At 60.7% G+C, this 12,629-nt stretch carries 12 protein-coding genes; 5 read left to right on the top strand and 7 right to left on the bottom strand.

From position 1 onward, the window contains the following. Positions 1 to 180: 180 nt before the first annotated feature. The 5 genes from rpsU (at position 181) to FHX16_RS13220 (ending at position 4,903) form a co-directional block, all read left to right on the top strand. The gene (rpsU, locus tag FHX16_RS13240) at positions 181 to 393 is read left to right on the top strand and encodes a 30S ribosomal protein S21 (RefSeq protein ID WP_003585885.1); all 213 of its coding nucleotides are present in this window, start codon (positions 181 to 183) and stop codon (positions 391 to 393) included. A 136-nt stretch (positions 394 to 529) separates the two neighbouring features. Then, on the top strand, positions 530 to 1,393 hold the full coding sequence (locus tag FHX16_RS13235; protein WP_016557047.1) for a tetratricopeptide repeat protein: 864 nt from the start codon (positions 530 to 532) through the stop codon (positions 1,391 to 1,393). A gap of 24 nt (positions 1,394 to 1,417) precedes the next feature. Continuing rightward, positions 1,418 to 2,482, top strand: a complete 1,065-nt coding sequence (locus FHX16_RS13230; RefSeq protein ID WP_259128738.1) for an FAD-binding oxidoreductase — start codon at positions 1,418 to 1,420, stop codon at positions 2,480 to 2,482. A gap of 222 nt (positions 2,483 to 2,704) precedes the next feature. Then, positions 2,705 to 4,363 (top strand): sensor histidine kinase, encoded by a 1,659-nt coding sequence (locus tag FHX16_RS13225; protein WP_259128730.1) that lies wholly within the window; start codon positions 2,705 to 2,707, stop codon positions 4,361 to 4,363. A gap of 57 nt (positions 4,364 to 4,420) precedes the next feature. Beyond that, on the top strand, positions 4,421 to 4,903 hold the full coding sequence (locus tag FHX16_RS13220; protein ID WP_183755842.1) for a DUF992 domain-containing protein: 483 nt from the start codon (positions 4,421 to 4,423) through the stop codon (positions 4,901 to 4,903). 51 nt (positions 4,904 to 4,954) lie between these two features. Here the strand turns inward: FHX16_RS13220 and FHX16_RS13215 are convergent, their stop codons facing one another. The 7 genes from FHX16_RS13215 to FHX16_RS13185 all read right to left on the bottom strand — a co-directional run bounded on the left by FHX16_RS13215 (position 4,955) and on the right by FHX16_RS13185 (position 12,324). Then, positions 4,955 to 5,578, bottom strand: a complete 624-nt coding sequence (locus tag FHX16_RS13215; RefSeq protein ID WP_183862329.1) for a LysE family translocator — start codon at positions 5,576 to 5,578, stop codon at positions 4,955 to 4,957. Positions 5,579 to 5,659: 81 nt separating this feature from the next. Continuing rightward, positions 5,660 to 7,054: an NAD(P)(+) transhydrogenase (Re/Si-specific) subunit beta gene (locus tag FHX16_RS13210; protein ID WP_259128727.1), complete on the bottom strand. Its 1,395-nt coding sequence runs from the start codon at positions 7,052 to 7,054 to the stop codon at positions 5,660 to 5,662. Positions 7,055 to 7,061: 7 nt separating this feature from the next. Next, the gene (locus tag FHX16_RS13205) at positions 7,062 to 7,460 is read right to left on the bottom strand and encodes a proton-translocating transhydrogenase family protein (protein WP_016557041.1); all 399 of its coding nucleotides are present in this window, start codon (positions 7,458 to 7,460) and stop codon (positions 7,062 to 7,064) included. Then, positions 7,460 to 8,608 (bottom strand): Re/Si-specific NAD(P)(+) transhydrogenase subunit alpha, encoded by a 1,149-nt coding sequence (locus FHX16_RS13200; RefSeq protein ID WP_183862333.1) that lies wholly within the window; start codon positions 8,606 to 8,608, stop codon positions 7,460 to 7,462. The genes FHX16_RS13205 and FHX16_RS13200 overlap by 1 nt, the downstream gene beginning before the upstream one ends. A gap of 101 nt (positions 8,609 to 8,709) precedes the next feature. Next, on the bottom strand, positions 8,710 to 8,934 hold the full coding sequence (locus tag FHX16_RS13195) for an aa3-type cytochrome c oxidase subunit IV (protein ID WP_114714416.1): 225 nt from the start codon (positions 8,932 to 8,934) through the stop codon (positions 8,710 to 8,712). Between the two features lie 183 nt (positions 8,935 to 9,117). Beyond that, positions 9,118 to 9,870, bottom strand: a complete 753-nt coding sequence (locus FHX16_RS13190) for an N-acyl amino acid synthase FeeM domain-containing protein (protein ID WP_183862335.1) — start codon at positions 9,868 to 9,870, stop codon at positions 9,118 to 9,120. 150 nt (positions 9,871 to 10,020) lie between these two features. After that, positions 10,021 to 12,324 (bottom strand): bifunctional diguanylate cyclase/phosphodiesterase, encoded by a 2,304-nt coding sequence (locus FHX16_RS13185; RefSeq protein ID WP_183755848.1) that lies wholly within the window; start codon positions 12,322 to 12,324, stop codon positions 10,021 to 10,023. Positions 12,325 to 12,629 lie beyond the last annotated feature (305 nt).

Below are 12,629 nucleotides of genomic sequence, written 5' to 3'. Positions count from 1 at the left end.
GTTTTGCGGCGCCGCGGGCGGTTTTTTGCGGCAAGACTTGTGAGACCATATGGACTTCCCCCCGCCATTCTGCTATCCGCATCCTCAATCGCAAGGCTCCGGCCGCGCGAACCGTATATTTTTTTGCCTCTGGCGTCTTGCCGTCGCCGGCATCAACCAAACCAAAGGAACGTGATTCTCGTGCAGGTACTTGTCCGCGATAACAATGTCGACCAGGCTCTCCGCGCTCTCAAGAAAAAGATGCAGCGCGAAGGTATTTTCCGCGAAATGAAGATGCGCGACTACTACGAAAAGCCGTCGCAGAAGCGCGCTCGCGAAAAGGCCGAAGCCGTTCGTCGTGTTCGCAAGCTGGCTCGCAAGCGGGCACAGCGCGAAGGTCTCGTCGCACGCTAAGCGTAGCTGTCGTTATTTCGACGTTTTCAGATGCATGTTGGCGGGGGCGATCTGTTCGCCACCGCTTTTTTATTTGCTGCTGAAGCTTGCCCGTCCCTTGAAACGGACCGGCTGCACTGGGGGAAAACGAGCCCGCATGGCTGACATCACCAAGACCCGCTCTCTGCGTTCGCCGAAAATCGCTGTTCTGCCGGTTTTCGCAATCGTCACCGCGCTAGGCCTTGCTGGCTGCACGACAAGCAACACCACCGATGCCGTGATCCGCATCGACAAGGCACAGGGTTCGCAGGAAAACATCGCCTCGCTGACCTCTGTCATCAACGCCAATCCTAAAGATCCGGAAGGCTACAACGTCCGCGGTTCGGCCTACGGCCGTGGCGGCGATTTCCGCGCCGCACTGAACGACTTCAATACGGCGCTGCAGCTGAACCCGCGCTTCTACCAGGCCTACGCCAACCGCGCCTTGGTCTACCGCAACATGGGCCAGCAGCAGCAGGCGATCCAGGATTACAATTCCGCGCTGCAGATCAACCCGAACTACGACGTCGCCCTAATCGGCCGCGGCAATGTCTACCGCTCCGCCGGTCAGGACGATGCCGCCTTCAACGATTTCAACAAGGCGATTCAGAACGGCACGACCGACGGCCGCGCCTATCACAATCGTGGCCTGATCTATCAGAAGCGCAATCAGCAGGACAAGGCGATCGACGACTTCTCGAAGGCGATCTCGCTCTCGCCGAACGCGCCGGAGCCCTATAACGGTCGCGGCATTTCCTACATCGCCCTGAACGACGACGACAACGCGTTTGCCGACTTCAACCATGCGATCGAACTCAACGGCAACATTGCCGAATCCTGGGCCAACCAGGCGCTGGTCTACGAGCGCCGCGGCGAGAAGGACAAGGCGGCTCGCTCCTACCGCCACGCGATCGGCCTCGATCCGAAGTACCAGCCGGCCAAGGACGGTCTTGCCCGCGTGGGCGCTGCGACGACCGGTTAAGACATAAAAAGCACGGAGACGACGATGGCAGCGAAACAGCATGTGGTCGTCGTCGGATCCGGCATTGTCGGGGCCTCCATTGCCTGGCACCTGACGCGTAGCGGCGCGGCCGTTACCATGGTGGCGGAAGACATTGGCGGTGTCGCCACACCCAATTCCTTTGCCTGGATCAATGCAAGCTGGGGAAACCCGGAGTTCTATTTTCATTTTCGCCGCCGCGCGATGGCCGAGTGGAAGCGCTTGGCCCGTGACCTGCCTGGACTGCCGTTATCCTGGTGCGGCGGCATCAGCTGGGATCTGCCGGGCGATCAACTCGAGGCCTTTGCCGTCGAACACTCATCGTGGGGTTACGGCATCGAGCGGTTGGACGGCGCGGCAGTTGCAGCACGCGAGCCCTACCTGACACAGGTTCCCGATCTCGCGCTTTCGGTCGCGGAAGAAGGCGCGGTCGAGCCCGTTGCGGCCGCTCGGTTGCTCATCGCCGATGCGGAGGCCAGGGGCGCCAGGTTTGTCAGCGCCGCGGTCGACGGTCTTGTGCGCAGCGGTGAGCGGATTGTGGGCGTGGTCTCCTCAGCAGGCATGATCGACGCCGACCACGTCGTGCTGGCGGCGGGTGCCGGCAGCGTACCGCTTGCCGCCTCCGTCGGCGTTACACTGCCCTTGGAAGCGCCACCCGGGCTGATCGTTCACTCACGTCCATTCGAAACACGGTTGATCGGCTTGGTCATGGCGCCCGACCTGCACATGCGTCAGACTGCCGACGGCCGTATCATCGCCGGCTCCGATTTTGGCGGCACCGATCCCGGCGCCGACCAGTACGCGACTGCCGCTACGGTCTTTGCGAGGCTCAAGGAACGCCTGAAAGGGAGCGAACGGCTGAGCATGGACTTCTTCACCGTCGGCTACCGTCCAACACCCAAGGACGGCTTCCCCATTATCGGCAATTGCGGGCCGGACGGCCTCTATCTTGCCGTAATGCACTCGGGCGTGACACTGGCGCCGCTCGTCGGCGTACTCGCGTCTAACGAGATTCTTTCTGGCCAAGCGGATCCATCCCTCGGGTCGTTCCGTCTCAAAAGATTTGGCTGAGAGGCAGTCGAACAAAGATTTGCGAATTGCCGGACGACATGTTTTAGTATGTTGCAAGCAGCAGCACCTGTCCCTAACATGCAGCGACTTCGATAGCAGGCTATCAGGAAGACCCGGGGGCGCGTTGAAGGCAATTGCGGTGGTCCAGTTTTTTGCTTTCATGCCTGTAAGCGGTGCGCACACCGATGTTTCCGGCCGCGTGCTTCAGCGAAGCGTAGGCTCATGAAGGGCCGCTTCCGCTTCTTTCCCAAAGCATCGATCGGGACCTACCTGATCGCGATGGCCGTTGCGACGGCGTTGCCAATTTTCGCCCTCGTTGCTCTTCTGCTGGCACAGTTGGAAGACAACCAACGGTCGATTTTGAAGCGTGAGACAGCCCAGGATGCCACCGCGCTTGCCCGCTCCATTGATCGCCAGCTTCAGGACATGGCTACAACTTTAAGATTGCTTTCCAACTCTCCGGAATTGGAGAGCAATGACTTTGCGTCGTTCCATGCGCGAACCGAAACGTCTCTGCGGGCTGATAACCTCTACGTCCTCGCCGTCGACGAGAACGGGCAGCAGCTCTTGAACACGCGCAGAGACTATGGCGAGGCGCTCGGCAAGGCTGGCAATCTCCCCTCCATCGAAGCAGCTATCAAATCGGGGCGAATCGAAGCGTCCGACGTGTTCATGGGGCGAACGAGCGGCGAATTCGTCTACAACGTCACGATGCCGATGCAGGCTGGCAGGGTCCGGGCGTTGATCATCACGCAGAATGCCAGGGACCTGGCAAAACTTGTGACCACCGAGGGCCTACCGAACGATTGGTCTGCCGCTGTGATCGACCAGAGCGGCCACGTTGTTGCCTCCGCCGGCGCCACCAGTATCGGCTTCGGCCAACCCTTCAATCCAAGCATCCTTCCGTCACTGATCAATTCCAGCGGCGTCTACGAGAACAAGCAGGTCCTGCCGAGGGCAATGCTCGGCTACGCGCAGATCCCGGGCTGGTCCTGGAAGGCGGTGATATGGGGACCAGTCGCCACGGCGCAGGCGTCGATACTGACAACGTGGCGCTTTCTGGTTATCGGCGGCCTGGCGCTGATGTTGGTCGCCATTCTGGCCGCCTATGTGGTGGCGCGCCAGGTCCGCACGACGATACGATCGATCGCCGACATGGCCAATCGCATGGGCGAAGGCCACATCGTGGCGCCGATCGAAACCAGCGTCATCGAGGCCAACCAGGTCGCGATCGCGCTCTCCAATGCCTCTTTTGACCGGAGTCAGACCGAGGATCGGCTGCACTTCGTGATGAACGAACTCGTGCACCGCACCAAGAACCTCCTGACCCTGGTTCAGGCGATGATGCGGCAGGTCGCCAAGCGCGCCGACAGCGTCGAGGCATACCAGGCGGCTGTTGCTGATCGCCTCGAAGGCCTGTCCCGCTCGATCGATCTTCTGACCAGCGAGCAATGGGCGGGCGCATCGCTGCGCCGGGTGATCGACATTCACTTCAAGAGCTTTCCGCAGGCGAGCGAGCAGGCCGAGATTTCGGGCAAGGACTTCACCCTGAAGCCGGACGTCGTGCAGAACCTCGGCCTCGTGTTGCATGAACTGGCGACCAATTCGGTAAAGTACGGGGCTCTCTCTGTCCCCCATGGCCGTGTTCGGCTGAGCTGGCGGGATGCCCAGGATGAAACGCGCAAGGAGCCCCTCATTATCTTTACGTGGGAAGAACGAGACGGCCCGCACACCCGCACGCCTGAGGGCTCGGGTTTCGGTACGACGATCATCAAGAACCACGCCGCTGCAGCCTTTTCCGGTACCGTCGAGATCGAGTTCCGGCCCGAGGGCTTCTACTGGACGTTGACGGCACCGCGCCGCTCCTTCGAGCGCGCCTAGCGCGGAACAAACCTCGCAAACGCTCGTTTCCGACAGGCTACTCGAAAGGAGAAGACCATGTTCAGGGAAACGATGATTGCCGCGGCGGCGGCCGCAGTAGCCGCCATCGCCAACCCGGCAAGTGCTGCTAACTATATGACGCTTGGCCAGCTCGTCTGCGGATCGCAGGGTGGCCAGGGAATGATCGTCACGTCTCAGAAAAACCTCCTCTGCACCTACACACCGGCAGAGGGCGGACCGAAGGTCGTCTATGCCGGTACGATCCAGAAATTCGGGCTGGATGTCGGCCAGACGGGCAAAACCGTCATGATCTGGCAGGTGCTCGCCAAGACCGGAACCAATATTCCCGATTTCGCGCTGGCCGGTGAGTATTACGGCGTAGGCGCCGATGCGAGTTTCGGCGCCGGTGCTGGTGCCAAGGTCATTGCCGGCGGCACCAACCAATCCTTCATGCTGCAGCCGTTGAACGTGCAGGCCCAGGAGGGTCTGAACCTCGCGCTCGGCGTGGAGAAACTGACGCTGGCGCCGGCTGCCACCTGATTTCAGGTGGCGCCGAAAGGAGAGAGGTCGACCGACCTCTCTCTTTGCGTGTCAGGCGGAGCGGTGCGTCAGCGCCAGAGCGCCGCCGAACAGCATCATCATGGAACCGCTGATCCGATTGACCAAGCGAACGGCCCAGGCATTGCGCATGACACCGCGCAGTCGCGAACCGACAAATGCGTAGATGGCGATCGCCACGACCTCCAGAACCAGGAAGATTGCCCCAAGCATGAAGAAACTCTGCCAGTAGGCACTGGGTTCGACGAACTGCGGCAGAAACGCCGTAAAAATCAGGATCGCTTTGGGATTGCTCGACGCGACGAGAAATTCCTGCCGCAGATAGGCCCTGAACGTTGAAGGGTGTTGGGCAGCCGCCAGTTCCGACACATCCACCTTCGCGCGGAACAGCTTGAAACCAATCCAGAGCAGATAAGCGACACCCAGCCACTTCACGATCGAGAAGGCCACTCCTGATGCCATCAAGAGGGCGCCGAGACCGAAGGCTGTGATCGCAATCATGATGGCGAAGGCGACGATGCGGCCGGCGGAGGCCGCAATCGCCATGCCCATTCCCGCCCGTGCGCCGATCGTCACCGAGAGGAGGTTGTTTGGACCAAACGCCATATTCAGCGCAAAACAGGCGGGAACGTAGAGAAGCAGCGTTTCGAGGGACATGGCATCACCGTGCAAAACAAAGGGCGCAGGCCAAGCCTGCGCCCTTATATTTTAACCGAGATCAAGCCGGCTGGCGACGGCTCAGTGGCCGATCGCCTTGTTGACTTCCTCGGTCACCTTCTTGGCATCGCCGAGCAGCATCATCGTGCCATCTTTGTAAAACAGCGTGTTGTCGATACCGGCGTAACCGGAGCCGAGCGAGCGCTTGACGAATAGGCAGGTCTTGGCCTTGTCGACATCGAGGATCGGCATGCCGTAGATCGGCGAGGTCTTGTCGTCGCGCGCCGCCGGATTGGTCACGTCATTGGCGCCGATGACATAGGCGACGTCCGCCTGCGCGAATTCCGAGTTGATGTCTTCCAGCTCGAAGACCTCGTCATAAGGCACGTTGGCTTCGGCCAGCAGCACGTTCATGTGGCCGGGCATGCGGCCGGCGACCGGGTGGATCGCGTACTTCACCTCGACGCCGTTCTTCTTCAGATTGTCGGCCATTTCACGAAGCGCATGCTGCGCCTGCGCCACCGCCATGCCGTAGCCCGGCACGATGATGACCTTGGAGGCGTTCGCCATCAGATAGGCGGCGTCCTCCGCCGAACCGAGCTTGACGGTCTTGTCGGAATTATCCGTGCCACCCGAGACGGTTTCGCCGCCGAAGCCGCCGAGAATGACCGAAATGAACGAGCGGTTCATGCCCTTGCACATGATGTAGGACAGGATCGCACCCGACGAGCCGACCAGCGCGCCGGTTATGATCAGTGCCAGGTTGCCGAGCGTGAAACCGATGCCGGCTGCTGCCCAACCGGAATAGGAGTTCAGCATCGACACGACGACCGGCATGTCGGCGCCGCCGATCGGTACGATCAGCAGAACGCCGAGCGCCAGCGACAGAACGACGACCGCCCAGAAATCGAAATGGCTTTCCGTTGCGGCGAGACCGACGATGAAGAGCACGATCAGTGCCAACAGCGCGATGTTGATGACGTGCCGGAAGGGCAGCATGATCGGCTTGCCGGACATGCGCCCATCGAGCTTCAGGAAGGCGATGATCGAGCCGGTGAACGTCAGCGCACCGATAGCGACGCCAAGCGCCATCTCGATCCGCGCCTCGGTGTGGATTTCGCCGATGTTGCCGATGCCGAAGGATGATGGCGTATAGAGCGCCGAGGCCGCGACAAGCACGGCGGCAAGACCGACCAGCGAGTGGAACCCGGCAACCAGCTGCGGCATCGAGGTCATCGGAATGACCCGGGCGATATAGGCGCCGGCACCGCCGCCGATGGCGAGACCAAGGACGATCAGCACGAAACCGCCGAAGGATGGTGTCGCCAGCGTCAACGTGGTGAGGATGGCGATCGCCATGCCGGCCATGCCGTAGAGATTGCCCTTGCGGCTGCTGGCCGGATGGGAAAGCCCGCGCAATGCCAGGATGAAGAGAACGCCGGAAACAAGATAAAGGAAGGCTGCGATACTGCTCATGCGGTCCTCACTTGTCCTTCTTCTTGTACATCGCCAGCATGCGCTGGGTGACAAGGAAGCCGCCGAAGATGTTCACCGAAACGAGAACGAGCGCGACGAAGCCGAAGCCGGTTGCAAGCCCGCTCGTCGAAATGCCGACCGCCAGGAGCGCACCGACAACGATGACCGAGGAGATCGCGTTGGTGACCGCCATCAGCGGCGTGTGCAGCGCCGGCGTCACCGACCAGACGACGTAATAGCCGACGAAGATCGCCAGCACGAAGATCGCGAACTGGAACACGAAGGGGTCGATCGCGCCGCCTGTGGCGGCACTTGCGGCCTCCGGTGCGTGGGCAGCAGCCGACGTCACGGCATTCACGGCCTGGTTCAATTGCTCCAGCGCCTTGTCCATTGCCTCACTGGCCATCAGTTATCCCCCTTTTTCGCGCCGCCGAATGCCGGGTGCACGACACTGCCGGCATGCGTCAGCATCGTCGCCTTGATCAGTTCGTCCTCGAGATTGAGGGCGACCGCCTTCGTTTCCTTGTTGACCATGGTCTCGAGGAAGGTGACGAGGTTCTTGGCGTAGAGAGCCGAAGCGCTGGCCGCGATCCGACCGGCCAGGTTTGCGTAACCGATGACGCGCACGCCATCGACGTCGGCGACCTTGCCCGGCTTAACGCCTTCGATGTTGCCGCCGCGTTCGACGGCGAGATCGACGGCAACCGCGCCCGGCTTCATCGATTTCAGCATGTCACGCGAGACCAGCTTCGGTGCCGGACGCCCCGGGATCAGGGCAGTGGTGATGACGATGTCCTGCTTGGCGATATGATCGGCGACAAGGGCCGCCTGCTTCGCCTGGTATTCCTTGGACATTTCCTTGGCGTAGCCGCCCGCGGTTTCGGCCGCCTTGAACTCCTCGTCCTCGACGGCGATGAACTTCGCACCGAGCGAGGCAACCTGCTCCTTCGCCGCCGGACGAACGTCGGTCGCCGATACCGCAGCACCTAGACGACGCGCCGTGGCAATCGCCTGCAGGCCGGCAACGCCGGCGCCCATGACGAAGACCTTGGCCGCCGGAACGGTGCCGGCCGCCGTCATCATCATCGGCATGGCGCGGTCGTAGACCGCCGCCGCTTCGATGACCGCCTGATAACCTGCGAGGTTTGCCTGTGAGGAAAGAACGTCCATCGATTGCGCGCGGGTAATGCGCGGCATCAGCTCCATGGCGAAGCTGGAGAGCCCGGCCTTGGCCATGGCTGCGATCGCCTCGTCATTGCCATAGGGGTCCATGACCGCGATCACAATCGCGCCGCTCTTGTAGCCGCCGATCTCGTCGTCGGTCGGACGACGAACCTTCAGCACCACATCGGCGGTTGCTGTCGCACCGACCGAACCCATCCGTGCGCCGACGGCCTCGAACTCCGCATCCGGTATTTTCGACTTGGCCCCGGCTCCCGCCTCGACCACGACGTCAAGGCCAAGACCAATCATCTTCTTTACGGTTTCGACGGACGCAGCAACGCGCGTCTCGTCCCCCGTGGTTTCCTTCGCCACAAAAACAATATTGCCCAACCGCCCCCTCCTCCGGGTCAGCCAGTCTGCCGCAGGCTTCGCCTGCCCAGCCCGAGCATTCAGTCAAAGCTTTGGAAAAAGCGCCCCTCCCCGCGCCGCGCCTAGCGCAGCAGAACGAGGCCAGCGATGAAGACGATCAGCAGGACAACGAGGCCGCCGAGGAAGCCAGCACCGGTGAAGAAGCCAGCCGTCATGCCAAGCAGAAGAGCAACAAGAAACAGCGTGCCGTACTTCGTCGCGGCAAGGAACATGTTGTAAGTCTGCTCATGCTCCTTGTAGTCCATCGGCGCGCCGACTTCGGCAGGTCCCGTGTGATGCTCGGCCATGAATATCGTCTCCCTCAAACTTCCCGGTCGGCACGCAAGCAGCACGACCGTTTGACTGCCATGATTCCCTCGATCCCACGAGGAAATGTCCCTGCAGAGGGATTACACAAAGCGTCGATAAAGCGCAATGCATGAGAATGCCGCAGGCGGGCGACATTCTCAGCCAAATTCAAGCGGATGGGATCACAGGGGAAGATCAGTCCCAAGATCGCCCTCAGCCATGAAACGCGCCGTCGGTATGATGGTCAGCGGCGGCAGCGTGTGATTGGGCGTACGCGAGAACATCATCCGCTGTTCGCTGGCGCTCGAAATGAAGAACGGATAGCGCGTCAGCAGCTTACGGCCGACCTCGATGACGTTGGTCGCCATCAGCGTCAGGTCGAAACCATAGGTCTCGGTCATCCGGCTTGCGACGACGGTGTCGGCGTAGAAGACGCGCTTGTAGAAGGCCGCGTGCGCCGGGCGCACATGCTGCATTACACGGTCCGCGCGAAAATGCGCGGCAGCGACGATGTTCGGACGCAGCGTCAGATAAGGGATCCACGGCATTTCGGTGCTGAGTTCGGGGTCGGCAGCAAAGCGCGCCGGATCGATCAGGCTCAGCCCCGCGTCCAGAAACGCATCCATTTCCGCCGGAAAGATACCGCCCGATTGTGAGACACGGTGGTCCGGCGTCACGTGATGGATGCGAATCGTGCTGACGAGCTGTTCATAATAGTACAGTCCGAAAACATACGCCTGGCTATCGAAATCGGCTTCGTCGATCATGCCTTTGGCGGCGACCGGAAGCACTTCACGGGCCTTGTAGGCCTTGTAGCGCAGGCGCTCCACCGCTTCCATGTCCTCGCCGCTTTCGACGCGACGGTATTCGACGTGGTCCATTATCTCAAGAAGTTTACTGCTGAAATCACTCGTCTTTAAAGGGCTGTCTGCCATAGTTACCCGGTCCGCCTGTTAACGAAGCATTAATCATATGGAACCGGGCGAAGGGCAAGAATGCTTCGAGGATTTGCGTTATATTTGAATTGTTAAGGTTAACGGCCCGCTCTTGAACCAGAGCGCGGTCGGCCGAAGCGGCCGCTCAGATCATGCAACTTTCGGGCGACGACGTGGGGCCGTGCGGCGACTGAGGCTTTGGGAGAGGATGGCGATGTTCTGCGCCGGAACAGCCGGCGAAAAAACGTAACCCTGCACCAGATCGGTGGCACGATATTTGTTGAGCAAGGCCAGTTGCTCGGTGGTCTCGACACCCTCGGTGACGATCTTGAGGCCGAGCTCGCGCGCCAGGTTGACGGTGCCGCGCAGCAACTTGAGGCGGCGCCCGTCCTCGACGATGTTGCGCAGGAACGAGCGGTCGATCTTGACGATGTCGAGCGGCAGCGTGTCGAGGTAGCTGAGGCTGGAGAAGCCGGTGCCGAAGTCGTCGATCGCAATCGTGATCCCGCGCGCCCTGAGTTCCGCGAGAATCGCGCGCACCGCGGCCGGCTCGTCGATCAGGCAGCTTTCGGTAATTTCGAGATGCAATCGCGCGGGCTCGAGACCCGACGCCTCGAGCGCTTCGGAAACGACGGCAAGAATATCCGCGTCGCGCAGGTCGCGCGCCGACAGGTTGACCGAAACGGCGATATGATCCGGCCAGCTCATGCAGTCGGCGCACGCCTTCATGAGGATGAAGCGCGTAATCTCGGAGATGATGCCCATCTCCTCTGCAAGACGAATGAAGACATCCGGAGGGATCGCACCCTTCTCCGGGTGGACCCAGCGCGCCAGCGCCTCGGCGCATTCGATGCGTGTTCCGTCAGCCCTGAACATTGGCTGGTAGGCAATGCTGAGGCCGTGCTTGCCGATCGCCTCGCGCAGATCCGCCTTGAGCTTCTGCTGCTCGATATAGCGGCCATCCATCTCGCGTTCGAAGCCGGCAATGCCGCCGCGCTGTTTTGACTTGCTCTCGAAGAGCGCGAGATCCGCCTTGATGCTCCACTCCTCCATCGCGAAGGCATCGCTCTCGAGAATCGCAAAGCCGGCGCTCAGCGAAACGAGGAACGTGACGTCATCGGCCTCGTAGTTGCCCTGGATGCTCTCATGGAACCGATGAATCTCGGCGTCGAGCGCAGCCATGTCCTTCGCATGCGGGAAGAACAGGATGAACTGGTCACCCATCAGGCGGCCGACGATCGCCTTGCCCGCCTGCTTGGCGATGCGGGCTGCGATGGCACAGAGCAGGCGGTCGCCCGTGATGTGGCCGCGCATGTCGTTGACATGCTTGAACTCGTCGATATCCAGAACCATGAAGCCGACGGGGCCGCGCTTCTTCGGATGCTTGCCTAGGTAGTCTTGCACGAGATGGCTGAAGTACTCGCGGTTCGGCAGGCCGGTCAGCGCATCGAAGCGAACCATGTGCAGGATCTTCTGCTCGGCCTTCACGCGGCTCGATACGTCTTCGAAAATCAACACGGCGCCGCCGTCGGCACGGCGGCTGGCGGAAAACTCCAGCGACAGATCCTCGGGAAAGTGGATCAGCGTGCGCGACAGCTTGCCTTCGGCGACGTGCGTCATCTGCCGCAGGATAAGCTCCGGCTGCGTGGAATCCATAAAGCTGTAGCGGGCGCCGTAGCGCAGCACCGCACCGAGGTCGCGCTCCTTCAAGCGATCCGGATCGCCGATCTTCAGGAGGTCGCAGGCCTTGCGGTTGATGACCTGAATGCGGTTTTCCGGATCGACCATCACCAGGCCGTGCGGCATGTTGTTGAGCGCCGTGTCGAAGCGATCGGCGATCATCGAGATCTGGCGGCGCGCAATGACGTTCTCATAGAGGAACTCGCGCACACCATTTGCCATTGCCCGCGTCGTCAGGCCGAACGGAATGAGGAAGGCCGACAGGATCGCACGATAGAAGTCGAGCGCCATCAGGCTGCAGATGATCATCGGCAGACAGCAGGCCAGCGTCTGCAGGTCGATCGCCTTTTGCGATCCGTAGTTTCGGCCGACGACGGAGACCATCGACGCCATGGTGACCGCAATGCAGGCCAGTTCGGCAAACGGATCCTGCAGGAAGAAGATCGCGTAACCGCTGCCGATGCCGAGGATCGCAGCGGTCGAGGCAGCGCCGATGACGTAGACCGTTTCCCAATGTTCGATCTGGTCACGCGACAGCGTCAGCTTATCGACCTTGTCGAACATGCGGAAGGTGACCATGCGGCCGGCGAAAACCGCAAGAAAACCGAGCGAAAGAACGACGTAGAATGGAGAGCTGGTTTTCAGGGCAACAGCGAGGAAGGCAACCACATGCACGACGACACCCGCGACGAGTGTCATGCGATTCCCGAAGAGGGAACTGACAAACGACAGATAAACGTCGGTAGGGACCCTGTTCGGGTTATGTGGCTTCATCCATACTTTCCCTGTGCGGCGAAACCTTATCCCCAACCCTTTAAAAATTGATTTCGTGTAATCCATACATTTTGTCGAATTTTCCAAAACCCTGGCGTGATTTTTAGCGATTGCAAGGACTTATGCAGCCATGCGGGGAAGTTTTCGCCGTTTCCCGCCTAGCTTCAGGTTGTTTAGATGCTTCAGCACTAACGCCTAGCGGGTTGCGAAAGGCTTATACGACTATATTCCAACATACCCCCTTTGACCTTTCAATTTAAAAAACCGTGGTCTACACCGGTGGAAAGATAAAAGGCGCATAAAAC

This window comes from Rhizobium sp. BK661, from assembly GCF_024808825.1.
Lineage (GTDB): Bacteria > Pseudomonadota > Alphaproteobacteria > Rhizobiales > Rhizobiaceae > Rhizobium.
The sequence above is the reverse complement of the archived record's forward strand: the minus strand, read 5'-3'. Positions and strand labels throughout refer to the sequence as shown.

Coding starts and splice junctions, on each gene's coding strand:
- FHX16_RS13235 (WP_016557047.1), top strand. CDS start 530: ATGGCTGACATCACCAAGACCCGCTCTCTGCGTTCGCCGAAAATCGCT.
- FHX16_RS13230 (WP_259128738.1), top strand. CDS start 1,418: ATGGCAGCGAAACAGCATGTGGTCGTCGTCGGATCCGGCATTGTCGGG.
- FHX16_RS13225 (WP_259128730.1), top strand. CDS start 2,705: ATGAAGGGCCGCTTCCGCTTCTTTCCCAAAGCATCGATCGGGACCTAC.
- FHX16_RS13220 (WP_183755842.1), top strand. CDS start 4,421: ATGTTCAGGGAAACGATGATTGCCGCGGCGGCGGCCGCAGTAGCCGCC.
- FHX16_RS13215 (WP_183862329.1), bottom strand. CDS start 5,578: ATGTCCCTCGAAACGCTGCTTCTCTACGTTCCCGCCTGTTTTGCGCTG.
- FHX16_RS13210 (WP_259128727.1), bottom strand. CDS start 7,054: ATGAGCAGTATCGCAGCCTTCCTTTATCTTGTTTCCGGCGTTCTCTTC.
- FHX16_RS13205 (WP_016557041.1), bottom strand. CDS start 7,460: ATGGCCAGTGAGGCAATGGACAAGGCGCTGGAGCAATTGAACCAGGCC.
- FHX16_RS13195 (WP_114714416.1), bottom strand. CDS start 8,934: ATGGCCGAGCATCACACGGGACCTGCCGAAGTCGGCGCGCCGATGGAC.
- FHX16_RS13190 (WP_183862335.1), bottom strand. CDS start 9,870: ATGGCAGACAGCCCTTTAAAGACGAGTGATTTCAGCAGTAAACTTCTT.
- FHX16_RS13185 (WP_183755848.1), bottom strand. CDS start 12,324: ATGAAGCCACATAACCCGAACAGGGTCCCTACCGACGTTTATCTGTCG.